Here is a 21,501-nt window from a genome sequence, read left to right as displayed (position 1 = left end):
TTCGCCAAGCCAAGGTCCGGGCGGCCGCCCGGACCTTGGCTCAATCGCTCTAATCCCACGAAATCTCTCTCGTGTAGATACAAGGTGGCTCGGCGAAGCCGAGACGGAGAGGGGGTCTGCGCGGCCTTAGGTGATTTAGAGGGAACTTGCCAGCGTCGCAGCCCCCTCTCCGACCGCTTCGCGGCCACCTCTCCCCCGCTTTGCGGGGGCGAGGAACCCAAGTCCTGAAAGTCGCCGCCAGTACCCCGTCTACTCTGCCGCCTCATACCCTGCGATGCCCTTGATCTCGAGGAAATCCTCGAGCCCGTATTCGGCATATTCGCGGCCATTGCCCGACTGCTTGTAGCCGCCGAACGGCAGGCCGGCGTCCCACTGCGGATAATTGATGTAGACATTGCCGGTGCGCATGCGCGCCGCGACTTCGCGCGCCTTCTTCATGTCCTTGGCTTGGATGTAGGAAGCGAGGCCATAGACGGTGTCGTTGGCGGTCTCGACCACCTCGTCGACGCTGTCATAGGGCATGATCGCCAGCACCGGCCCAAAGATCTCCTCGCGCGCGATGCGCATGTCGTGGGTGACGTCCGCGAACACCGTCGGCCTGACATAGTAGCCGCGGTTAAGCTCGGCCGGCCGGCCTGGGCCGCCCGCTACCAGCGTCGCACCTTCATCGATGCCGGCCTGGATCAGGTCCTGGATCTTGTCGAACTGGACCTGGCTGACGACCGGGCCAAGCTTGGTGCCGGCGGCGTCAGCGGGGCCGACGGTGAACTTTTCCGCCGCGGCCTTGGCATAGCCGGCCGCCTCTTCATGGCGGTCGCGCGGCACGAACATGCGCGTCGGCGCGTTGCAGGACTGGCCGCTGTTGCTGAAGCAGCCGGCGACGCCCTTGCTGACGGCGCTTGCGAGGTCGACATCCCCGAACAGGATGTTGGCCGACTTGCCGCCAAGCTCCTGATGCACGCGCTTGACCGTGTCGGCGGCGGCCTTGGCCACCAGGATGCCGGCACGGGTCGAGCCGGTGAACGACACCATGTCGATGTCGGGATGGCTGGACAGCGCCTGGCCGACGCCGGGACCGTCGCCATTGACGAGGTTGAAGACGCCCTTCGGCACGCCGGCCTCGTCCAGGATTTCGGCGAAGATGATGGCGTCGAGCGGCGCGATCTCGGAGGGCTTCAGCACCATCGTGCAGCCAGCAGCAAGCGCCGGACCGACCTTGCAGGTGATCTGGTTGAGCGGCCAGTTCCACGGCGTGATCAGCCCGACGACGCCGATCGGCTCCTTGACCACCAGATGGTTGCCCTTCACGTGGCGGAATTCGAAAGTCTTCAGCGTCTCGGCCATTTTGGTCAGATGCGCCAGCCCAATGCCGACCTGGCTGTCCAACGCCATCTGGCGCGGCGCGCCCATCTCGCGTGACACAGCGACGGCAAGATCGCCACTGCGCTTCTTGTAGACCGCGATGATGCGGTTCAGCAGGTCGAGCCGCTCACCAACCTCTGTAAAACCAAAGCTGTTGAAGGCGCGCTTGGCGGCAGCCACCGCCTTGTCGACATCGGCCTTGGAGCCTAGCGAAATCTGCGCAAAGGCGTCCTCATTCGAGGGATCTATGACGTCCAATGTGTTGGGCACAACAGGATCGACCCACGCGCCATCGATATAGAATTGCAGATTGTGTGACATGGTTTTCTCCTTGGCCGCATGGCCGCGCCGGGCCGTCATATCTGGCTGGAGATAACGATGCACAAACGCCGCTGTCAAACGCAACCCCCGAAGTCGTTGAGCCAGTGCGGCAGTGATTGAGCCAGAGCGGTTGGGCCAGCGAGTAGTGGTGAGGATGGACTACAGCAAGATATGCCCGGCCTCGACCAGAAACCGCCTCGCGGCGGCCTGATCCGTCGCTTTCACCAACAGATGGTCACCATCGAAAGTGGACACCAGGAAGATGCCCAACCCGTTTTCCGACAACGGCCTGATAACCGACAGCACGATACCGGTTTCATCGAAGGCAAACGGGCCCTCGAGTTTGAAGGCCACCCAGTCGATATCCTGCTTGACGGCATGCGGCACGCGGTCCTGCAAGCAAACGATCGAAAGCTCGTCGTCAGTCCTTGTGATGCTGACGAAGCCTGGCCCGTCCGCCCAACCGGGAATGATCTCGCCCGCCTCCAGCCGGGAAACCGCGTAAAGCCCTAGGAGTTGCTTAAGACCCTGGCAGCCATTATCGAACTCCTTCGTCAGATTGCCGGTAATCCCGCGAGCCTCTTGCTCATATAGACCGTCATGCCGCCCATGAACGGCTCTTCCCGATCGATGACATAGCCCTGCCTCTTGTAGAGCGACACATTCGCCTCGAAGGCGCCATTGGTCAGCAGGCGAAGCTCGGCACGTCCTGCTTCGATTGCCTTGCGCTCGGCCAGCTCCAGCAACAGCCGGCCAATCCCTCTCCCCTGCGCATCCGGTGCCACGCAGACATTCTCGATCCAGAGGTGATCTGCGGCCAGGATGGTTTCGATCATCCCGACAATGCCGCCATCCTCGACGGCGAGATCGAACGGATGCTCGGCAACAGCCTTGTCGTAGTCGGCGCGCATAGGCAGCGGCTCGCGGCCGATCACCGGCACCCATTTGACATAGGCGGCACGAACGATATCCCGGATCGCGGTGGCGTCAGCGGGCTCGGCGGGCCGAAGCCGGATAGAAGAATTGTTGGTCATCAAAGTGCTCCAGATATGAAAACCCCCGCCGGCGGTGTCGCGGGCGGGGCTGGAAACGAACGAACCGGATCTATCCTGCCGGTCTTTGTCGTCGCGCAATCAGTCTGCCGCTCCGCACTGTGCAGGTGCGGCGTCGCTTGGTGTTGGTGGGCGCGAGGACGAACATGGCGCCAAGCTGGAACATGATGCGTGGCGCTGTCAAGGCGGCTGCTCGATCGGTAATGTCTCATGTCATGGAATCGCTGCGGGCCTTGCGATAAACGGCAATTGATCGATGGACAAAATATGACCGGAACGCTGAACAAGGGTGCGGATGGTTGCCATCCTGAACCTGGCCTATTTCGGGATCGAGTTTGCCGTAGCCGTCTGGATCGGATCGGCATCGCTGTTCGCGGACAGCATCGATTTTCTGGAGGACGCATCCGACAATCACCGCCGCCGACGGCCGGCTTTCGCCGTCGAGATGCAGGGACGCGCGGCAAGCAACAATTACTGGGCCAGTTTCTCCCTCCCCGCGCAACACAGCCTGACCGCGCCTTCGGGAATCGTTGCCCCCGGCGGCCGGTGGCGGCGCAATGCCCGGCCAATGGAACACCCTCCATCGCCGTCGCCGATATCCACACAAATCCGGCGGACCCGGCCCGGCCTTGGCGGCGGACGGCGCGGACGGGAATCTATCAGCCGCATCTGGTGGACGACGACCAGCGGAGCAACGACCGCGGCATGTTCTAGGCGGCGCGCCGGCAGGCGATGTCGCATCTGGACTGCACCCGCAGTCGTTCTATCTTTTTGCTCGACCCAGACCAAGCACCGGAGCCATCGCCGTGACCGTTACCGACCTCTATCGAGGCTACATCGCCTGCCTCAACAATCAGGATTGGCAAAATCTGCATCGCTTCGTCCATGACGAGGTCCACTACAATGGCGACCGCGTCAGGCTGGCGGGGTACCGCGAAATGCTGGAGCGCGATTTTCGGGAGATCCCAGACCTCTATTTCGACATCCAACTGCAAATCGCCGAACTGCCGTTCATAGCCAGCCGGCTCCAGTTCAACTGCACGCCGAAGGGAACCTTCTTCGGCCTGCCCATCAACGGCCGGAAGATCTCCTTCAGTGAGAACGTCTTCTATGAATTCCGCGACGACACAATCAGGAACGTCTGGTCGGTGATCGACAAGGCGGCGATCGAAGCGCAGCTTTAATCCAGGTCGGCCAGAAGATGACGCACAGCCAATGCCCGACCGATCGTTCGTAAAAACCGATCATTATGACGAAAATAATTCGTTGGAAAGATTATTTGAGGAATGGCATTCCTCCGGCACACCCGTCCGGAGCATTGCATTGTCTTCCATTTCCCACTTCGCGAACGATATTCCGAAAAGCGCTTTTCCTGCCGATCTGACACCAGGACGGAAATCCCTCAACTGGAATGGCATCGTCCCCGGCATCGTCTTGGTCACGATGATCACTGCGGTCGCCTTCTCGGCCCGCAATGTTTCCGGCTTCGCGCTGTTCAGCCCGATGATCCTCGCCGTCGTCGCCGGCATGATCTACTCCAACGTGCTGGGCACACCGGTGCACGCCAAAGCCGGTATCGCATTCTCGCAAAAGCGCCTGTTGCGCTTCGCCATCGTGCTGCTCGGCTTCCAGCTGACGCTCGGCCAAGTCGTCTCGATCGGCGCCGGCGGCGTCGGCATTGTCGCGGCCACGCTTGGTGCCACCTTCGTTTTCACCATCACGCTCGGTCGGCTGATCGGCGTCGACGCTAAGCTGGCGCAGCTGATCGCCGCCGGCACCTCGATCTGCGGCGCCTCGGCTATCGTCGCCACCAACATCGTCACCGATGCGCGCGACGAGGACGTCACCTACGCCGTCGCCTCGATCACCTTGTTCGGCACCGTCGCCATGCTCGGCTTCCCGCTCATGGCGCCCATGCTCGGCCTCGACCAGCACGCTTTCGGCCTGTGGGCTGGCGCCTCGATCCATGAAGTGGCGCAAGTCATCGGCGCCGGCTTCCAGAACGGCACCCAGTCCGGCGAGATCGCCACCGTCGCCAAGCTGACCCGCGTCGCCATGCTGGCGCCGATGGTCGTCGCGCTCGGCCTGATGGCGCGCCGCAGGAGCAGCAGTGAGGTGGCGGCGCGGCCGCCCATGCCGTGGTTCGTCGCCGCCTTCGTCGCCATCGTGGCGCTGAACAGCCTCGTCACCGTGCCGGCCGAGGTGAAATCGGCAATGGCGCTCGCCACCACCATCATGCTGACCATGGGGCTGGCCGCCATGGGCCTGCAGGCCGACATCTCGCAGTTGCGCTCACGCGGCCTGCGCCCCTTGGCGCTCGCCTTCTCGGCCTTCCTGTTCATCGGCTGCTTCAGCCTGCTGCTGGTGAAATTCGCCTAGTCTAAACCGGGCCTAGTCCTCGAACGAACTCGACGCGGCATAGATCGCCGCCAGCGTCTCGATGCCGGCCTGGTCGGCCTTGTCGAAGCGGCCGGGCAGCGGACTGTCGAGATCGAGCACGCCGAAGACGCCTTCATCGTCCTCGAGCAGCACCACCAGTTCCGAGCGCGAGTCGGCATCGCAGGCGATGTGACCGGGAAAATCATGCACGTCCTTGATCAGCATCGAGGTGCCGAGTTCGACCGCCGTTCCGCACACGCCCTTGCCGACGGCGATGCGCACACAGGCCGGCTTGCCCTGGAACGGCCCGAGCACCATTTCCTCGTCCGACTGCAGGAAATAGAACCCGGCCCAGTTGAGGTCCGGCACCATCTGGAAGATGAGTGCTGCGGTGTTGGCGGCGTTGGCGATCGAATCGCGCTCGCCGTCGAGCAGCGCCTTAAGCTGAGTGGCGAGGTCGCGGTAGAACGCGGCCTTGTCTGAGGTGTCGATGGCCTTGGCCGCAAACATGAACGTGTCTCCGTATCGAGGATAGCTGTTCGTCCGATCGCTTGCCAAAGTCGGCGAGCTCCGCGACCAGACGGCCGCCCGCACAGTCTAGCGTGGATTGCGTCCCCTCCGAAAGCCGCAAGATCAGGGGTGCCTCCCGGCGCTGAGCCGGACGGCAAGGCAGCTATGCGTAAACTTTGCGATCATCTTGAGAATCATGACGGCCCCGATCGGGGCCGTCATTCACCTCTCAAACAGATCGGACAAGTCCCGGGTTTTAGTAGCCGCCCATACCGCCGCCGCCCGCCGGGGCAGCGTCTTTCGGCGGGATGTCGGTGATCATCGCTTCGGCGGTGATCAGAAGGGCTGCGATCGAACCGGCATCCTGCAGTGCGGTGCGCACCACTTTCGCCGGATCGACGATGCCTGCCTTGATCATGTCGACATAGACCTCGTTCTGGGCGTCAAAACCCTGATTGTGGTCCTTGCTGTCGGTGAGCTTGCCGACGACGATCGAGCCTTCAACGCCGGAATTCTCGGCGATCTGGCGGATCGGCGCTTCGAGCGCCCGCAGCACGATCGTGATGCCGGCCGTGACATCGGCATTGGCGCCGGTCAGGCCGCCAAGCACCGAGCGGGCACGCAGCAGAGCCACGCCGCCGCCGGGCACGATGCCTTCTTCAACCGCCGCGCGGGTGGCGTTCAGCGCATCGTCGATGCGGTCCTTCTTTTCCTTGACTTCCGACTCGGTGACGCCGCCGACGCGGATGACGGCAACGCCGCCGGCGAGCTTGGCCAGTCGCTCCTGCAGCTTCTCCTTGTCGTAGTCGGAGGTCGTCTCTTCGATCTGGCCCTTGATCTGGGCGACACGCGCCTGGATCGTCGCCTTGGTGCCGGCACCGTCGATGATCGTGGTGGTGTCCTTCTCGATCAGCACACGCTTGGCGCGGCCGAGCATCTCGATGGTGACGTTTTCAAGCTTGATGCCGAGGTCCTCGGAGATCATCTGGCCTGATGTCAGCACGGCGATGTCTTCCAGCATCGCCTTGCGGCGATCGCCGAAGCCCGGCGCCTTGACGGCCGCGACCTTGAGGCCGCCGCGCAGCTTGTTGACGACCAGCGTCGCCAGAGCCTCGCCTTCGACGTCCTCGGAGATGATCAGCAACGGTCTGCCGCTCTGCACCACCGCTTCGAGGATCGGCAGCATCGCCTGCAGATTGCCGAGCTTCTTCTCGTGGATGAGGATGTAGGGCTCTTCCAGCTCGACGCGCATCTTGTCGGCATTGGTGACGAAATAGGGCGAGAGATAGCCGCGGTCGAACTGCATGCCTTCGACGACGTCGAGTTCGGTCTCTGCGGTCTTGGCTTCCTCGACGGTGATGACGCCGTCATTGCCGACCTTGTCCATCGCCTTGGCGATCATCTCGCCGACGCTGGCATCGCCATTGGCGGCGATGGTGCCGACCTGTGCGATCTCGGCCGACGACTTGACCTTCTTGGCGCGCGCCTGGATTTCCTTGACCACGGCGGAAACCGCCTGGTCGATGCCCCGCTTCAAATCCATGGGGTTCATGCCGGCGGCGACCAGCTTGGCGCCTTCGCGCAGGATCGAGGCGGCCAGCACCGTGGCGGTGGTGGTGCCGTCACCGGCGATGTCGTTGGTCTTCGAGGCCACTTCGCGCACCATCTGGGCGCCCATGTTCTCGAACTTGTCGGCAAGCTCGATTTCCTTGGCGACGGTGACACCGTCCTTGGTGATGCGCGGCGCGCCATAGGCCTTGTCGATGATGACGTTGCGGCCCTTGGGGCCGAGCGTGACCTTCACCGCATTGGTGAGGATCTCGACGCCGCGTAGCATGCGGTCGCGCGCATCGGTGGAGAATTTGATTTCCTTGGCAGACATGATTTTTATCCAGTTCGTTCGGAGAAAATGAGGTCAGGCAGCTTTCTTGGCGGCCACGGTCTTGTCGGTTGCAGCCGTCTCGCCCTTGTCGATGATCCCGGTCTCGCTCTTGTCGATGACGCCCATGATGTCGGCTTCCTTCATGATCAGAAGGTCCTCGCCGTCGATCTTGACCTCGGTGCCCGACCATTTGCCGAACAGGATGAAGTCGCCGGCTTTGACGTCGAGCGGAACAAGCGCGCCGTTTTCGTCGCGTGCGCCAGGCCCGACGGCGATGACTTCGCCCTCCTGCGGCTTTTCCTTGGCAGTGTCGGGGATGATGATCCCGCCCTTGGATTTGATATCGCCTTCGGCGCGACGAATGACGACGCGGTCGTGGAGTGGCCGAAATTTCATGGGAACTTTCTTTCTGGGGCCGGCACAGGCGGCCACGCCCCTCCTCTATAGACGCGTTGGCACTCGATAGATAGGAGTGCCAAAAATTATTCGCGGACCATATTAAATATTCAAAAGTATTATTTCAGCTGGCCGTTTCGTGATATCCGCAGAATGTCAAATAATTCAAAAGATTGAATTTTGCCGATCGAGTGCCTATTTATCGGACAAGTTCACTTTCACGATTTCAGGCACAAGGGAGATTTCTTCGATGGCCGAAGGCAATCAGACGATCATGGAAAAAGCTGAAGCCCGCTTTGTCGACAAGCAGAAGAAGACAGCGGAGAAAAACAAGGCGACCGCCGAATATATGTCCGAGGCAAGAGCCAGGGAAATCAAGACGGCAAGGCTGAGGGAGCTTCGGCTGGCCAAGGAAGAGGCCGATCGTGTCGCCGAGGCCCTCAATCCGACGCCGAAGAAGAAGCGGGTGACCAAGAAAGCCACGGAGGCCAAGACATGAGCCTCACCTTTCCCAACCGCAGCCGCAGCTATGACGAAGCGGGCCAGCGCATTCGTTTCGTTGGCCATGACGGCATGTTCCAGATCTCGTTTTCCGTCGCTGCCGACGCCATGGCCAAGATGCGGCCGGGCACAGCTGCCGACGAAGCCGGTTATCTCCAGACATTCGACACCGAGAGCAGCGCCATCCGCGAGGTGGCGTCGAAGGCCTATGACCGCACCCGCAAGAGCATGTATGTGCTGACGGCGGCCGATTTCGGCTGAAATGGCGGCGAGTTGGCGCTGACCGCGATCAGGTCTTGCGCTCGGCCCTTTCGCGGCGTCTGACGTCGCGGACATTCATCTGCACGACCATGTCCTCGGCCTCGCGCGGCCCCATCCCGACCATCACCTTTTGCCGGACAACCGCAGGCTGGCCGGTGAAGACATCGATGATGCTCCAGCTCTGGGGAAGCTCCATGCGCAGCGTGTAGCGGTTGGCCATGGCGGTCAGCCTTGCATCGTGAAAAACACGGCGCCCAGGATCAGCACCGTCCAGGCGACGACCGACAGTTTCAGCACCATGCCGCCATGCACGGCCAGAAGCTTCCGCAGGTGCGGCACACCTGCCGACGAGACCGGTGCCGCCGCCAAGGCGACAGGGGCCTTGAGGCCAAGTTTTCCAAAGACGGGCAGCAGCGACGGTTCACGCACGAAAGGCCTCGAATGTCAGGGAAAAGCGAAGCAAGAACGCTCGCACCCCTTCCATAGCACTTTTTTCGCGAGCGCCTGCATGCCAAATTCAAGACAGGACTGCTTTGACGGCCAGTCCCTACTGCATTCGCAACACACAATCTATTCGTGGGAACTGACTGCGCCCGGGGCAGATTGGGACGCCAAATTTTGGAGGCCTCGCCTCGGGATCGAACCGAGGCTTCAGAGATTTGCCGTCTCCAGCGTAGCCGCTCCGCCACGAGGCCATGGCTGTGAAGTAGCGGCCAAATATTTACGGAAAGGTTAATCCCGAGGGATTGTTCAGAATTTTCGGGGTCGAGTTTCAGAGCGTTCGCCAGCCAACCTTGCCGGGTCTCGCTTCCGGCGCAGAGTTGAAATCCTTCACGCCCCAAGCGGCAGCCCGCCCCGTCTCGACCGAGGGCCTCCAGCACTGCGACTGACGTTCTTCCCCTGAGCTACGCGCTTCCGAGGCTGCTTTTACCCCGCGTTGCATTTCGGAGGAGAGGAGCGGAGGCCAACCAACTTTTCCCCTTGAACAGCGATTCGATCTGGCTTAGCTTCATCTGAGAAAAGGTTTTCTCAAACAATCGTCGTCGGGCTCGGCCACCTGCCGGGCCTTATCCGGCTCGGCAAGAGAAAACCTTTTCCCAACCAAGGATCTCGGCGCGATGCCATCGGACGATCTGCCTGTTCCGGTCTTTTCCAAGCCAGTCACCTTGCGTGACGTGGCCGCCCAGGCCGGAGTCAGCGTCGCCACCGCATCCAAGGCGCTCAACGGCCAGGGCCGGATGACAGCCGAGACGCGCGAACGCATTCGCGAGACCGCCCGGCGGCTTGGCTTCCGACCCAACAGCCTGGCGCAAAGCCTGCTCCGGCGCCGTAGCTTCACCGTCGGCCTGCTCACCAACGATACCTATGGCCGCTTCTCGCTGCCGTTGATGTCGGGCATTTCGGACGCGCTGGTCGACAATGGCGTCTCGGTGTTCCTGTGCAATGTCGAGGAGGATCCGCGGCTGGGCCAGATGCATGTCGACGCCATGCTCGACAAGCGCGTGGACGGCATCATCGCCACCGGCAAGCGCATCGATCGCCATCTCCCCGTCGACCTCTCCAATCTGCGCGTCCCGGTGATCTATGCCTTCACGCAGCCAGATCCCGACGCCGTCGCTTTCGTCTCGGACGATGTTGGCGGCGCCCGGCTGGCCGTCGAGCATTTCTGCCGGCTGGGCCGCAAGCGCATCGCCCACGTCACCGGGCCGGCGAGCTTTGCCGTGGTGCACGCGCGCGTCCAGGCTTACCGCGACGTGCTCGTCGAAAACGGCCTGACGGTCAGCGAGCCGCTGCTCGGCTCCTGGTCGGAAGCCTGGGGTCACCAGGCGGTTGCGCAACTGTTCGACGGCAAAAGCGAAAGGCCGGACGCGGTCTTCTGCGGCAACGACCAGATCGCGCGCGGCGTCATTGATGCTCTGCGCGAACGCGGCCTCGACGTACCCGGCGATGTCGGCGTCATCGGTTTCGACAATTGGGAGATCGTGGCCGAGGCGACGCGTCCGCCGCTGACCTCCATCGACATGAACCTGGTTGCTCTCGGGCGCGAGGCCGGGCTGACCCTGCTTTCGCTGGTCGGCGGCAAGCCCGCCGCGCCGGGCATTCGAAAACTGCCGTGCCGGCTGGTGGTGCGGCAGTCATGCGGCCATCCGCTGGATGGCTGAAACCAAGCGCCGCGCAATCGGCGCCAAGCCGCGGAGCGCGGCCAACCCTGGAGGAGGAGAACATGAGGAACCTTATTGCCAAACTGGCCCTGGCCGCTGCCGTTCTGGGTGGCGGCATCGGTGCCGCGGCCGCCGAGACGGCCAACATCTGGGTGCGCGCCGACGGCTCGAATTTCATGCCGAGGATCGTCGACGCCTACAACAAGGCGCACACCAACCAGGTCAAGCTCGACATCATCCCCAATGCCGAGATCATCCCGAAATATGGTGCCTCCGCGGCCGGCGGCACCGCGCCCGACGCGCTGTCGCTCGACCTGATCTACACGCCCTCCTTCGCCGCCGCCGGCCAGCTGGAGGACATCACCGACTGGGCCAAGTCCCTGCCCTATTTCTCGAGCCTGTCGCCTGCGCATGTGAAGACCGGCACCTACAAGGACCACATTTACGGGCTGCCGTTCTCCGCCGACGCCTCGGTGCTGATCTGGAACAAGAAACTGTTCAAGCAGGCTGGCCTCGACCCTGAAAAAGGCCCTGCCAACTGGGCCGAGATCGCGACCGACGCCGAGAAAGTCAACGCGCTCGGCGGCAACATCAAGGGCTTCTACTTCTCCGGCAATTGCGGCGGCTGCAACATCTTCACCTTCACGCCGCTGATCTGGGCGTCGGGTGGCGACATCCTCTCGGAGGACGGCTCGAAAGCGACGCTGGACAGCCCGCAGCTGCGCGGCGCCATCGATCTCTACCGCTCGATGGTCAAGAAAGACCTGGTCCCGGCAGGTGCGCAGACCGACACCGGCGCCAACTTCTTTGCCGCCTTCGCCGCCGGCAATATCGGCATCTCGCCGTCCGGCGCCTTCGCCATCGGCGCGCTCAACACCCAGTATCCCGATGTCGACTACGGCGTCACCTTCCTGCCGGGCAAGGACAGCGGCTGGTCGTCCTTTGCCGGCGGCGACAATTTCGTCGTCACCAAGGGCACCACGAAACTGCCCGTGGTGAAGGAGTTCCTCGATTTCGCCTATTCGCTCGAGGGCCAGACCATCCTCGCCAAATACGGCAGCCTGCCGGTGCGCGGCGACATCGCCAAGGAGGCACTGAAGGACCTCGATCCACGCTATCAGATCGCCGCCGAGGCTATGGCCAAGGGCAAGACACCCTATTCGGTGGTGTTCAACGACCTGATCAACTCCGCCAACGGGCCGTGGACGCAGATGATCAACGAGGTCTTCTTCGGCGACGATGTCGATGGCGCCATCGCCAATGCGCAGGAGACGATGCAGTCGATCATCGACCAGGCGCCGCAGAAGTAGCGGCGGCCTACCCGGCCACCCGCCCGTCTCCCTGGGCGGGTGGCCGGCGCGTTCTTTACCCTCCCTCTTGTGGCGAGGGTCGCTGCAAAGCAGCGGGGTGGGGGCAGCGCCAGTGCCCCCACCCGGACCTTCGGTCCGACCTCCCCACAAGGGGGAGGTGGGGCGGCCAACTGTATCCGACGGAAGAACAGGCACGGCATGAGCTCTATCACAACCGCAGCAACCCCTGCCCCGCCCCGCGCCCGCAGGGTCGCCAGCCGCCGGCAGTGGATCGGCCTGCTCTATGTCGCGCCGGCCGTCGCGCTTGTCGTCGTTTTCTTCCTCATCCCGCTTGGCATGACGGCGTGGATGTCACTGCACAACTGGCCGCTGATGGGCGAGCACAGCTATATCGGCCTCGGCAACTATGTCGCCATCCTGCGCGATACCAGGTTCTGGAACGCGCTGCGCTTCACCGCCTACTACACGGTGATCGTCACCATCGCGATCTTCGTGGTGGCGTTTCCGCTGGCGCTGTTCGTCGAAAGGCCGCGGCCGCTGACCAATCTCTACCGCACCATGTTCTTCATGCCGGCGGTTGTCGGCTTCGCCTCGGCCAGCCTGCTCTGGTCATGGCTCTTGAACGTCGATTCCGGCCTGTTCAGCCCGGCCGCCTACGACCTTGGCCTGATCGATAGGAAATTCAACCTCTTGGCCACCTTCCAGCCAGCCTTCTGGTCGATCATCGCCATGGTCGTCTGGAAGGTCGCCGGCTTCACCATGATCATCCTGATGGCCGGCCTGCAATCGATCCCGCAGGATCTGCAGGAGGCGGCCGTCATCGACGGTGCCGGGCCGTTCGCCCGGTTCAGGGCGATCACCCTGCCGCTGATGCGCCGCACGCTGGCACTGGCGCTGATCCTGTCGGTCGCCGGCTCGATCCTCGCCTTCGACCAGTTCTACATCATCCTGCGCGGCGGCCCGCGCAACCAGACGCTGACGGCGGTCTACTGGATCTTCAACCAGTCCTTCGTGTCGTTCAAGCTCGGCTATGGCGCGGCCCTGTCGATGGTGCTGCTCGTCGTCCTGGTGGCGCTCAGCCTCGTCCAGCTGTGGCTGCTGCGCAAACCCGAGGGGCTCGACTGATGGCGCAGGCCGCCTCCCGCAACCGCCGGCTCCTGACCCGCATCGGCGAGCATTCGACAGGCATCATCGCCTCGGTGTTGTTTGCGGCGCCGATCGTCTGGGCGGTGCTGTCAGCGTTCAAGCCGGCGGCCGAAGCACGCCTGCCGCCGCTGCCGCCCTGGCCGACGTCGGGGTTCTCGCTGGAGAACTATGCCACGCTCAACAGCTTCGGCGACGGGCTGTGGGCCTCTGCGCAAAACAGCATCTATGTCTCGGTGATGACGGTCGTGCTGTCGGTCACCGTCAGCGTGCTGGCCGGCTACGGTTTTTCGCGCTTCCGGTTTCCGTTCAAGAACCTGTTCTTCATCCTCATCCTGTCGACGATCATGATCCCGTTCCAGTCGATCCTGACGCCGATCTTCCTGGTGCTGACCAAGCTTGGCCTGCACAACACCCTGACCGGCCTAGTCGGCGTCTATGTGACGCTGCAACTGCCGTTCTCGATCTTCATGATGCGCAACGCCTTTGACGCCGTGCCGCGCGAAATCGAGGAGGCCGCCCGCATGGACGGTGCCAGCAATCTCACAATGCTTTTGAAGGTGATGCTGCCGCTGGTCTGGCCGGGCGTCGTCACCATCGCCCTGTTTGCCTTCCTCGGCGCCTGGAACGAATTCCTCGCCGCCCTCGTGCTGATGACCGACCAATCCAAGTTCACGCTGCCGGTGATGATGACCGCATTGCAGTCGGGCCGCTTCGGCGCCATCGACTGGGGCGCGGTGCAGGCTGGCGTCACCGTGATGATGGTGCCGTGCCTGATCCTGTTCCTGGCGCTGCAGCGCTTCTACATCCGCGGCCTGATGGCCGGGGCCGTCAAATAGACAGACCGAATGGAGTAAGTTTCATGACCGCATCGCCATCCGCAAAAACCGGAAAACCGAAGCTCGCCTTCCGCCCGCTGCCGGTGCCGCAGGTCGACGTGCACGGCTTCTGGGGCGACCGCGCCGACGCTGTCGCCACACGCACCGCCGACATCCTCTACGAGCGCTGCGTCGAGGCCCGCATGCTGGAGCAGATCGATCCGGACCGCCCCTCGCCCGGCATAGTCATCCCCTTTCACTCGCCCTCTCCCGACGAAGCCGATCGCCAGGGCGCGGAATTCACCGGATCGACGGTGACCACGCAGATGTTCTGGGATTCCGATCTCGGCAAGACGATCGAGACCGCGGCCTATTCGCTTTACCGGCGCAAAAACCCCGAACTGGAGAAGAAGATCGATGCCGTCATCGACATGTATGGCAAGCTGCAGCAGGAGGACGGCTATCTCTCGAGCTGGTATCAGCGCATCCAGCCCGGCAAGCGCTGGACCAATCTGCGCGACTGCCACGAGCTCTATTGCGCCGGCCACCTGATCGAGGGCGCGGTCGCCTATTACCAGGCGACGGGAAAACGCAAGCTGCTCGACATCATGTGCCGCTATGCCGACCATATCGCGTCGGTGCTCGGCCCCGAGCCCGGCAAGAAGAAGGGCTATTGCGGTCATGAGGAGATCGAGCTGGCGCTGGTCAAGCTGGCGCGGGTGACCGGCGAGCAGAAGTACATGGATCTGGCGAAATACTTCATCGACCAGCGCGGCCAACAACCGCATTATTTCGACGAGGAGGCCCGCGCCCGCGGCGCCGACCCGAAGGCCTATCATTTCAAGACCTATGAATACAGCCAATCGCACATCCCGGTGCGAGAACAGCACAAGGTCGTCGGCCATGCTGTCAGGGCGATGTACCTCTATTCCGGCATGGCCGACATCGCGACCGAATATGGCGATGATACGCTGCGAGCAGCACTCGACCTTCTGTGGGACGATCTCACCACCAAGAGCCTCTACGTCACCGGCGGACTGGGACCATCGGCGCACAATGAGGGATTCACCAGCGACTACGACCTGCCCAACGAAAGCGCCTATGCCGAGACCTGCGCGGCGGTCGGCCTGGTGTTCTGGGCCAGCCGCATGCTCGGCATGGGGCCGAACGCGCGCTACGCCGACATGATGGAACGCGCCCTCTACAACGGTTCGATCTCGGGCCTGTCGCTCGACGGCTCGCTGTTCTTCTACGAGAATCCGCTGGAAAGCCGGGGCAAGCACAACAGGTGGAAATGGCACCGCTGCCCGTGCTGCCCACCCAATATCGGGCGCATGGTCGCCTCGATCGGCAGCTATTTCTACAGCCTGGCCGACGATGCGTTGGCCATCCACCTCTATGGCGACTCGACCGCCCGTTTCGACATATCGGGCGTCCCGGTCAGCCTGACGCAGACGAGCAGGTATCCCTGGGACGGCGCCGTCGAGATCGCGCTCGAACCGCAGGCGCCGGTCGAATTCACCTTGCACCTGCGCATTCCCGCCTGGAGCGCCAGTGCCCAGTTGAAGGTGAACCGCGAAGCCATCAAGCTGGCTGAAATCACCAGCGACGGCTACGCCGCGATCAAGCGGACATGGAAAAAGGGCGACAATGTCCGGCTCGATCTCGAAATGCCGATCGAGCGGCTCTATGCCAACCCGCAGGTGCGCCAGGATGCGGGCCGCGTCGCGCTGTCGCGCGGTCCGCTGATTTATTGCGTCGAGGCATCAGACAATGACAGCCAGCCGCATCGCCTGACGCTGCCGCGGACGGCCACCATCGAAGCGCAGCACCGGCCGGAACTTCTCGGCGGTGTGGTGACGCTGTCGACCGCGGCACTTGCCGATGTCCCCGACGGCTGGCAGGACGGGCTCTACAGGCCCGAGCCGCCGACCACCGCCGAGACGCGCCTGACCGCCATTCCCTATTTCGCCTGGGACAACCGCGAGCCCGGCGAAATGCTGGTGTGGCTCAGGGACGGCTGAACGAGGTCGGTCTATGGGCGATGACCGATCCAAGCTCAGCCGCGGTCGATGCCGCAGTTTCGGGCTTTCGGTCCATATAGCGCAGACGCAGGCGCAGGAATGGCGCCTCGACGCAGGTGTAGCTGAGATAGCCGATCGGGATCGTCGCCACGAAGCACAATGCGGACCAGAGGCATGCGACGTAGAAATTGCTGATGCTCATGACATTCGTGTCTATGAACGCCGCCAATTGCATGACGAAGAACAGGTGCAGAAGATAGATCGAATAGCTGTAGGCCCCCGCCTTCTCCAGTATCCTGAACGGCGGGCTTGTTCGCTTTTTCGAAAAGCTCGTGTCGTAGTAGGCGATGCCGAATGAATAGGCTGCCGCCTCCAGGGTCGGCAGGATGATCCATATCCAATGAGGCGACGGATAGCGGCCCAGTTGGTAAAATCCGCCGGCTGCATCGAACCACCAGAAGAACCCCGAAAAAGCCATGAGAACGGCCAGCGCCAGCCAGTGTTGGTTCTTCGCGTGGGCACGCAGGTGGAAGGCAAGAATGCCGGCCAGGAACTGATCCGCATGGCCTATGATGGTTACGGACGCCGCCGACTGCACTTCGCCGATCTGCACATACAGGACGGACCTCAGCACAATGGCTGCCGCGATGAACAGCAAGGGCGCGAACACAAACCGCCTGGATGCCATCAGCAAGAACGGCAGCAACAGGTAGAAGTGCGCTTCGATCGTTACCGACCAGCCGCCATTCGGGAGGGTGGGAAAAAGAAACCCCAATCCGACGCCCGTGAAATACCCGTCGAGGGACTGTCCGGCCAGGTACCTGCGGCAAGCCTCGATACATATCACGACCAGCAGAAGCGGAAGCAGCCTGAGGGCCCTGTTGGCAAAGAAGGGCAGATAGTTGATCTGCTTTCCATCGAGCAGCTTGGCGAACAGGTACCCGGAAAGCGCCATGAACAGGGAAACGCCAGTATGCCCTTCATCCAGAACGCTGAAGAGGGGAAGAGCCGGCACGAAGTCATAAGGCACCGGGCCTTCAGGAGACGCATGAAGGAAATGCCAGGAAAAGACAAGAAAGGCCGCCAGGCCACGAACATGATCCAGCGCTGGGTAATGCTCTCCGGTCGAGGATTTCATGATTTGCCCACGCGCACCGTTTCCTGCGCCGGTGTTCAGGTCATCGTTGGGCCAGAACTGTTTTCAATTCATTAAACCCTCACTGCGGAGACTTCCAAAATCAGAGATTTGCTTCGAAAAGTGCTGTGGCCTGCAAACATCCGGGGCCAAACACGACTGAAGCGTGCCGCGTCTGAGCGGATCACTTCTGGGCGGATCACTTCTGGGCGATGGTCAGCCCGATCTCCACGGCCACCAATTCCTGCAACCGCCACAGATTGCGGTCGCGGATGCCGCAGGCTTCGAGGTGGCGGATCGTCTCGAAAAGATATTGCGCGCCCGAGCCCCAATGACCGGCGGCTGTCACCAGCGTCGCCGCGATCGCCTGCTTGTCGAGCTTGCCGGCATAACGCGGATTGGCGGGATCGACGACGAAGCCAAGCGCGCGACATGGGCCGCCTTCGGTCCTGACCTGCAGCCAGCGCGGCACGTTGACGGCGGGCAGGATGGTCATTTCGCGGCGCAGCAGCGCTTCGAGGTTAGCCGCCAGCGGCTCCGCGATCTCGAACACCATGCCCTGGCACTGGCCGCCGCGATCGAGCGCCATCATCAGGCCGGGCTGCTCGACCGTGCCGCGAAAACGCTGCACCGTGAAGCAGAACGAACGATGCCAGCCGCTGGCCACCGCGCGTTCTCCGCCCCTCACCTCGCCGGCGGGCTTCCACAACAGCGAGCCATAGGCAAATAGTTTCAGCGGCCCGGCCGGAGCGCCGGCCAGCACCTCGTCGCGGATGCGCGCATAGTCGGCATCGGTCATGTGAACCATGCCCGGCGTCGGCCCGGCATCCTCGACAGCACGCATGGTGCGCGCGATGAGATCCTCGGTCAGAGCCATCGGCGCCTTGCGCGGGACCCTCGATGATGCGGTGGAAATAGCCTTGCTCATCTTCGCGCTCCCAGCCCTACCGCCATGTTGCCGAAGGCTGAAGGATTCTCAAGGGCCGTGCAGCCGAGATAGATCACGAGTGGCCGATGCCGCTCTTGCGTGACGCGTCTTGGAACGATGTTGCCGGCAAACTGTTCTGTTCCTTGCCGGAGGATGCCATGAACGACGCGTCGGCAAAGCCCGCTGGCCCCGTCCTTTCATCGGCGGAGCGCGTCAACACGCTGTCCCATTTCCACCGCGCCGAGATCGCTCGCATGGCAGGATGGCGCGACCGGCTGGACAGGACAACCAACTGGGCAATCACGGTGGTGGCGGCGCTGCTTTCGGTATCGCTGTCGACGGCCAGTGCGCATCACGGCGTGCTGCTGTTCGCCATGCTGCTGATCCTGCTGCTGCTGTGGATCGAGGCGCGCCGCTATCGGTTCTTCGATTTCTATCGGGCGCGCGTACGCCAGTTCGAACGCCACTATTTCGCCCAGATCTTTTCCCCACAGCCCGACTTCGCCTCGGACTGGGTGCTCATCGTCGGCGAAGGCCTGCGCGCGCCGAAATTCCTGCTGTCGCAGCGCGTCGCGCTAGCCCGTCGGCTGCGGCGAAATTACATCTATCTGTTTCTGATCCTGTTGCTGGCCTGGGTGCTCAAGATATCCACACCCAGCCTTCAAACCGTGGGTGTCAGGGCCGGCTTTGCCGGCTCGCTTCGCGAGGCCCTAGACAGCGCCGCCCTTGGCCCCGTTCCCGGTGTGGCGATCGTGGTTGTTGTGGCCGCATTCTATGTCGGGTTGCTTGCCATCGTCTTTTTCACGGCCGATGACGACGGCGAACTGTCCTTTGGCGACGTCCATGTTTGACGTTGATGTCCGGCGACACGCCGCTGCAATGTCAACGGCGCCCCGCGGCGTTGACATCCGCCGGGACGTTTGGGGAACGGAAGACCCTGTCTTCGCGGCTAGATGCCGAAGAACTGCTTGCCAATCATGTAGCCCAGTGCCGCCACGACCAGCGGAAAAAGTGCCGGCGCGGCTTTGCCAAGAAGGGAGACCTGCTGGTCCTTCGCTGGCGTATGACGTGCATTGCCGAGATTCTTGGTCATTGCTTGCCTCAGGTTCGGAGGATTTATTAGCAAATGCTTATTAAAAGCATGGCCGCATTAACGGCCTGATAGGAAATCAACTCTGATCAGAGGCAAATTCTAATGATCGGCACTTGGACGGCAAAGACGCGCTGCCCTATTTAGCCCGTTCGAAGCATTGGCCGCGACGCGCGGCCGTTCGCGTCAATCGGTAAAACCGCGCCTGAACAACAAGATGGCTCAGGAACCCGATTTAGCAGGTGAACGCCAGCTCCAGAGCCGGTGCAGTTCGTCCGCCGCCTCGCCCGACAGGCGCGGGGTCGAACGGCATGCCTGTGGGTACGCAGGCCGTGCGCCCTCAAAAAATTCGCAAACCCAAAAAATTCGCAAACCAATGTCGGACTGGCTAGCCTTCGTCCGTCCTTGGGGTATCGAACAGGCATTCATGAAAGGATCCAGCAATGCCCGGCACCGTACGTTTGCACCGCGTTCTGACGACCAGCCCGGAAAAGGTCTATCGCGCCTTCGTTGAAGCGGACGCGCTGGCCAAGTGGCTTCCGCCAAACGGCTTCACCTGCACGGTCCATAATTTCGAGGCAAAGGTCGGAGGCACGTTCAAGATGTCGTTCCGCAATTTCACCACCGGCGACAGCCACTCCTTCGGCGGCGAGTATCTCGAACTCGTTCCGGGCGAGCGCCTGCTTTACACCGACAGGTTCGACGATCCCAACCTGCCCGGCGAGATACGAGTGACCGTGGTCTTGAAAAAAGTGTCGGTCGGCACTGAAATCGACATCACCCAGGCGGGCATTCCGGACGTCATTCCGGTCGAGGCCTGCTATCTCGGCTGGCAGGAGTCGCTCAGAAATCTGGCAAAGCTCGTCGAGCCCGAGATCAATCAATAGGCTGAGAGTGGCTGGGAGAACGGTCGTTTCTGGCCTGCCGAAGCCCGAAACTTGGACTGTGGCGGGAACTGCCCTTTATCGCTAGCAATTCATCATTGCGTTTGACACCCCCTGTGACTGGACGTGTCAACGAAATGAAGAGTGCAGCGGAGGCTGAAAAAGCATGACTTTGACCAATCGAGACATTGTCGAACTAACCGAATGGCGGCGCAAGCTGCATCAGCAACCGGAAATCTCGAATGAAGAGGAGAAGACCGCAAAAGAGGTCGTCGCCTTCCTCGCCGATACGGGGCCGGACAAGGTGCTGACACAGCTCGGCGGGCACGGCGTCGCGGCCATATATGACAGCGGCAAAGCGGGGCCGACGGTGCTGTTCCGTTCGGAACTCGATGCCTTGCCTATCGAAGAACTTTCAGGCGTGCCGCATTCGTCGCGCGTACCGGGCAAGTCGCATATGTGCGGCCATGACGGACACACCGCGATCCTGGCATCCCTTGGCCGTCAGTTGGGGCGCGAGAGGCCTGCAAGCGGCCGCGTCGTGCTGATGTTCCAGCCGGCGGAGGAAACCGGCAATGGCGCGGCCGGCGTCGTCGCCGATCCGCGCTTCGGCGAGATCGTGCCGGATTTCGCTTTCTCATTGCACAACCTGCCCGGCGTGCCGTTCGGCGAGGTGCGGCTCAAAGCCGGCGTGGTCAACTGTGCATCACGCGGCATGCGCATCGTGCTGGAAGGCAAGACCGCCCATTCGTCCATGCCGGAGACCGGCATCTCGCCGATGCTGGCGATCAGTGAGCTGATGCCGGCGCTGCCGGCGCTCGGGCGCGGGACCTTCGCCGATAACGACTTCTCCATGCTGACGGTCACCCATGCCGCGATGGGCGAAGCCGTGTTCGGCATCGCGCCGGCTCACGCCGAGGTGTGGGCAACGCTGCGCACCCGGCGTGACGAGCGCATGGCAAACCTGTGCGCTGCTGCCGAAGCACTGGTCGCCAGGATCGCGGGCGAGCATCGCCTTTCCGTCCGCTGGGACTATCACGAGATCTTCGTCGCCAGCGTCAACGCGCCGGACGCGGTGGAGCATCTGCGGCGCGCGCTCGATGAAGAGGGCGTCGCGCACGGCGAAGAAGCCCTGCCGATGCGCGCCTCTGAAGATTTCGGCCTGTTCGGCCATAGTGCCAAGTCGGCGATGTTCTTCCTCGGTGCAGGCGAGCGGCACCCTGCCTTGCACAATCCCGACTATGACTTTCCCGACGACCTGATCCCGATCGGGTCAAGGATCTTCATGCGCACGGCACGTAATTTGCTGGGCTGACCTCCGCCAACTCTAACACCGAAAGGAA

The 21,501-nt window shown here is 62.4% G+C and carries 23 protein-coding genes, 1 tRNA gene and 1 pseudogene; 13 read left to right on the top strand and 12 right to left on the bottom strand.

Going from position 1 to position 21,501, the window contains the following annotated elements; all coding sequences use genetic code 11:
• Positions 1-249 precede the first annotated feature (249 nt).
• The 3 genes from NKI21_RS30555 to NKI21_RS30545 all read right to left on the bottom strand — a co-directional run bounded on the left by NKI21_RS30555 (position 250) and on the right by NKI21_RS30545 (position 2,717).
• The gene (locus NKI21_RS30555; protein ID WP_023809331.1) at positions 250-1,683 is read right to left on the bottom strand and encodes an aldehyde dehydrogenase family protein; all 1,434 of its coding nucleotides are present in this window, start codon (positions 1,681-1,683) and stop codon (positions 250-252) included.
• Between the two features lie 159 nt (positions 1,684-1,842).
• Complete coding sequence (locus NKI21_RS30550) at positions 1,843-2,241, bottom strand: ACT domain-containing protein (protein ID WP_352868891.1); 399 nt, start codon at positions 2,239-2,241, stop codon at positions 1,843-1,845.
• Positions 2,238-2,717: a GNAT family N-acetyltransferase gene (locus NKI21_RS30545; protein WP_128305590.1), complete on the bottom strand. Its 480-nt coding sequence runs from the start codon at positions 2,715-2,717 to the stop codon at positions 2,238-2,240. Before NKI21_RS30545 ends, NKI21_RS30550 begins: the two co-directional genes overlap by 4 nt.
• A 313-nt stretch (positions 2,718-3,030) precedes the next feature.
• On the opposite strand from NKI21_RS30545, the pseudogene NKI21_RS30540 reads away from it, so the two are divergent.
• The 3 genes and pseudogenes from NKI21_RS30540 to NKI21_RS30530 form a co-directional block, all read left to right on the top strand.
• Positions 3,031-3,147, top strand: a pseudogene (locus tag NKI21_RS30540) (cation transporter); the annotation flags it as partial.
• Between the two features lie 394 nt (positions 3,148-3,541).
• Positions 3,542-3,919: an ester cyclase gene (locus NKI21_RS30535; RefSeq protein ID WP_352868886.1), complete on the top strand. Its 378-nt coding sequence runs from the start codon at positions 3,542-3,544 to the stop codon at positions 3,917-3,919.
• A gap of 139 nt (positions 3,920-4,058) precedes the next feature.
• Positions 4,059-5,114: a YeiH family protein gene (locus tag NKI21_RS30530; RefSeq protein WP_352868883.1), complete on the top strand. Its 1,056-nt coding sequence runs from the start codon at positions 4,059-4,061 to the stop codon at positions 5,112-5,114.
• 12 nt (positions 5,115-5,126) lie between these two features.
• On the opposite strand, the gene msrC is transcribed toward NKI21_RS30530, so the two are convergent.
• The 3 genes from msrC to NKI21_RS30515 form a co-directional block, all read right to left on the bottom strand.
• The gene (msrC, locus tag NKI21_RS30525) at positions 5,127-5,624 is read right to left on the bottom strand and encodes a free L-methionine (R)-S-oxide reductase MsrC (RefSeq protein WP_127271638.1); all 498 of its coding nucleotides are present in this window, start codon (positions 5,622-5,624) and stop codon (positions 5,127-5,129) included.
• A gap of 256 nt (positions 5,625-5,880) precedes the next feature.
• The gene (groL, locus tag NKI21_RS30520; RefSeq protein WP_352868880.1) at positions 5,881-7,506 is read right to left on the bottom strand and encodes a chaperonin GroEL; all 1,626 of its coding nucleotides are present in this window, start codon (positions 7,504-7,506) and stop codon (positions 5,881-5,883) included.
• 33 nt (positions 7,507-7,539) lie between these two features.
• Positions 7,540-7,902, bottom strand: coding sequence for a co-chaperone GroES (locus NKI21_RS30515; protein ID WP_023809340.1), 363 nt, complete (start codon positions 7,900-7,902; stop codon positions 7,540-7,542).
• 250 nt (positions 7,903-8,152) lie between these two features.
• On the opposite strand from NKI21_RS30515, the gene NKI21_RS30510 reads away from it, so the two are divergent.
• Both NKI21_RS30510 and NKI21_RS30505 read left to right on the top strand, forming a co-directional pair.
• Positions 8,153-8,401, top strand: a complete 249-nt coding sequence (locus NKI21_RS30510; protein WP_023760015.1) for a hypothetical protein — start codon at positions 8,153-8,155, stop codon at positions 8,399-8,401.
• Positions 8,398-8,664: a DUF1488 family protein gene (locus tag NKI21_RS30505; protein WP_023809341.1), complete on the top strand. Its 267-nt coding sequence runs from the start codon at positions 8,398-8,400 to the stop codon at positions 8,662-8,664. The genes NKI21_RS30510 and NKI21_RS30505 overlap by 4 nt, the downstream gene beginning before the upstream one ends.
• A 28-nt stretch (positions 8,665-8,692) precedes the next feature.
• Here the strand turns inward: NKI21_RS30505 and NKI21_RS30500 are convergent, their stop codons facing one another.
• From NKI21_RS30500 to NKI21_RS30490, 3 genes are all read right to left on the bottom strand, one after another.
• Positions 8,693-8,884 carry a hypothetical protein gene (locus NKI21_RS30500; protein ID WP_023809342.1) on the bottom strand — a complete coding sequence of 64 codons (192 nt, stop codon included), beginning with the start codon at positions 8,882-8,884 and terminating at the stop codon, positions 8,693-8,695.
• A gap of 5 nt (positions 8,885-8,889) precedes the next feature.
• Positions 8,890-9,093, bottom strand: a complete 204-nt coding sequence (locus tag NKI21_RS30495; protein ID WP_023809343.1) for a hypothetical protein — start codon at positions 9,091-9,093, stop codon at positions 8,890-8,892.
• Positions 9,094-9,283: 190 nt separating this feature from the next.
• Positions 9,284-9,359: transfer RNA gene (locus NKI21_RS30490), tRNA-Cys, on the bottom strand.
• Between the two features lie 423 nt (positions 9,360-9,782).
• On the opposite strand from NKI21_RS30490, the gene NKI21_RS30485 reads away from it, so the two are divergent.
• The 5 genes from NKI21_RS30485 to NKI21_RS30465 all read left to right on the top strand — a co-directional run bounded on the left by NKI21_RS30485 (position 9,783) and on the right by NKI21_RS30465 (position 16,121).
• Positions 9,783-10,826, top strand: coding sequence for a LacI family DNA-binding transcriptional regulator (locus tag NKI21_RS30485; RefSeq protein WP_352441768.1), 1,044 nt, complete (start codon positions 9,783-9,785; stop codon positions 10,824-10,826).
• A 62-nt stretch (positions 10,827-10,888) separates the two neighbouring features.
• Positions 10,889-12,136, top strand: a complete 1,248-nt coding sequence (locus NKI21_RS30480; protein ID WP_023809345.1) for an ABC transporter substrate-binding protein — start codon at positions 10,889-10,891, stop codon at positions 12,134-12,136.
• A 198-nt stretch (positions 12,137-12,334) separates the two neighbouring features.
• Positions 12,335-13,261: a carbohydrate ABC transporter permease gene (locus NKI21_RS30475; RefSeq protein WP_352441769.1), complete on the top strand. Its 927-nt coding sequence runs from the start codon at positions 12,335-12,337 to the stop codon at positions 13,259-13,261.
• Complete coding sequence (locus NKI21_RS30470) at positions 13,261-14,118, top strand: carbohydrate ABC transporter permease (protein ID WP_128305582.1); 858 nt, start codon at positions 13,261-13,263, stop codon at positions 14,116-14,118. The genes NKI21_RS30475 and NKI21_RS30470 overlap by 1 nt, the downstream gene beginning before the upstream one ends.
• Before the next feature lie 23 nt (positions 14,119-14,141).
• Positions 14,142-16,121, top strand: coding sequence for a glycoside hydrolase family 127 protein (locus tag NKI21_RS30465; RefSeq protein ID WP_352868877.1), 1,980 nt, complete (start codon positions 14,142-14,144; stop codon positions 16,119-16,121).
• On the opposite strand, the gene NKI21_RS30460 is transcribed toward NKI21_RS30465, so the two are convergent.
• Together NKI21_RS30460 and NKI21_RS30455 are read right to left on the bottom strand one after the other, a co-directional pair.
• Positions 16,108-17,259, bottom strand: a complete 1,152-nt coding sequence (locus tag NKI21_RS30460; RefSeq protein ID WP_023809349.1) for an acyltransferase family protein — start codon at positions 17,257-17,259, stop codon at positions 16,108-16,110. The two genes, NKI21_RS30465 and NKI21_RS30460, sit on opposite strands and share 14 nt — an antisense overlap.
• 196 nt (positions 17,260-17,455) lie before the next feature.
• Positions 17,456-18,184, bottom strand: a complete 729-nt coding sequence (locus NKI21_RS30455; RefSeq protein WP_352610840.1) for a gamma-glutamylcyclotransferase — start codon at positions 18,182-18,184, stop codon at positions 17,456-17,458.
• A gap of 158 nt (positions 18,185-18,342) precedes the next feature.
• On the opposite strand from NKI21_RS30455, the gene NKI21_RS30450 reads away from it, so the two are divergent.
• On the top strand, positions 18,343-19,035 hold the full coding sequence (locus NKI21_RS30450; RefSeq protein WP_352581201.1) for a DUF2270 domain-containing protein: 693 nt from the start codon (positions 18,343-18,345) through the stop codon (positions 19,033-19,035).
• A gap of 98 nt (positions 19,036-19,133) precedes the next feature.
• Here the strand turns inward: NKI21_RS30450 and NKI21_RS30445 are convergent, their stop codons facing one another.
• On the bottom strand, positions 19,134-19,277 hold the full coding sequence (locus NKI21_RS30445) for a hypothetical protein (RefSeq protein ID WP_023809352.1): 144 nt from the start codon (positions 19,275-19,277) through the stop codon (positions 19,134-19,136).
• A gap of 440 nt (positions 19,278-19,717) precedes the next feature.
• Between NKI21_RS30445 and NKI21_RS30440 the strand changes: the two genes are divergently transcribed.
• The gene (locus tag NKI21_RS30440) at positions 19,718-20,161 is read left to right on the top strand and encodes an SRPBCC family protein (protein ID WP_023809353.1); all 444 of its coding nucleotides are present in this window, start codon (positions 19,718-19,720) and stop codon (positions 20,159-20,161) included.
• 163 nt (positions 20,162-20,324) lie between these two features.
• Positions 20,325-21,473 (top strand): amidohydrolase, encoded by a 1,149-nt coding sequence (locus tag NKI21_RS30435; protein ID WP_128305578.1) that lies wholly within the window; start codon positions 20,325-20,327, stop codon positions 21,471-21,473.
• Positions 21,474-21,501: the final 28 nt, after the last annotated feature.

It is taken from the genome of Mesorhizobium sp. M0715 (genome assembly GCF_040320355.1).
Lineage (GTDB): Bacteria > Pseudomonadota > Alphaproteobacteria > Rhizobiales > Rhizobiaceae > Mesorhizobium.
The sequence above is the reverse complement of the archived record's forward strand: the minus strand, read 5'-3'. Positions and strand labels throughout refer to the sequence as shown.

Bases quoted from the DNA above. Each gene is read 5' to 3' on its own strand.
- NKI21_RS30455 (WP_352610840.1), bottom strand. From the start codon at position 18,184: ATGAGCAAGGCTATTTCCACCGCATCATCGAGGGTCCCGCGCAAGGCG.
- NKI21_RS30465 (WP_352868877.1), top strand. From the start codon at position 14,142: ATGACCGCATCGCCATCCGCAAAAACCGGAAAACCGAAGCTCGCCTTC.
- NKI21_RS30510 (WP_023760015.1), top strand. From the start codon at position 8,153: ATGGCCGAAGGCAATCAGACGATCATGGAAAAAGCTGAAGCCCGCTTT.
- NKI21_RS30555 (WP_023809331.1), bottom strand. From the start codon at position 1,683: ATGTCACACAATCTGCAATTCTATATCGATGGCGCGTGGGTCGATCCT.
- NKI21_RS30545 (WP_128305590.1), bottom strand. From the start codon at position 2,717: ATGACCAACAATTCTTCTATCCGGCTTCGGCCCGCCGAGCCCGCTGAC.
- msrC (WP_127271638.1), bottom strand. From the start codon at position 5,624: ATGTTTGCGGCCAAGGCCATCGACACCTCAGACAAGGCCGCGTTCTAC.
- NKI21_RS30515 (WP_023809340.1), bottom strand. From the start codon at position 7,902: ATGAAATTTCGGCCACTCCACGACCGCGTCGTCATTCGTCGCGCCGAA.
- NKI21_RS30475 (WP_352441769.1), top strand. From the start codon at position 12,335: ATGAGCTCTATCACAACCGCAGCAACCCCTGCCCCGCCCCGCGCCCGC.
- NKI21_RS30435 (WP_128305578.1), top strand. From the start codon at position 20,325: ATGACTTTGACCAATCGAGACATTGTCGAACTAACCGAATGGCGGCGC.
- NKI21_RS30460 (WP_023809349.1), bottom strand. From the start codon at position 17,259: ATGAAATCCTCGACCGGAGAGCATTACCCAGCGCTGGATCATGTTCGT.
- NKI21_RS30445 (WP_023809352.1), bottom strand. From the start codon at position 19,277: ATGACCAAGAATCTCGGCAATGCACGTCATACGCCAGCGAAGGACCAG.
- NKI21_RS30450 (WP_352581201.1), top strand. From the start codon at position 18,343: ATGAACGACGCGTCGGCAAAGCCCGCTGGCCCCGTCCTTTCATCGGCG.
- NKI21_RS30470 (WP_128305582.1), top strand. From the start codon at position 13,261: ATGGCGCAGGCCGCCTCCCGCAACCGCCGGCTCCTGACCCGCATCGGC.
- NKI21_RS30440 (WP_023809353.1), top strand. From the start codon at position 19,718: ATGCCCGGCACCGTACGTTTGCACCGCGTTCTGACGACCAGCCCGGAA.
- NKI21_RS30480 (WP_023809345.1), top strand. From the start codon at position 10,889: ATGAGGAACCTTATTGCCAAACTGGCCCTGGCCGCTGCCGTTCTGGGT.
- groL (WP_352868880.1), bottom strand. From the start codon at position 7,506: ATGTCTGCCAAGGAAATCAAATTCTCCACCGATGCGCGCGACCGCATG.
- NKI21_RS30505 (WP_023809341.1), top strand. From the start codon at position 8,398: ATGAGCCTCACCTTTCCCAACCGCAGCCGCAGCTATGACGAAGCGGGC.
- NKI21_RS30485 (WP_352441768.1), top strand. From the start codon at position 9,783: ATGCCATCGGACGATCTGCCTGTTCCGGTCTTTTCCAAGCCAGTCACC.
- NKI21_RS30500 (WP_023809342.1), bottom strand. From the start codon at position 8,884: ATGGCCAACCGCTACACGCTGCGCATGGAGCTTCCCCAGAGCTGGAGC.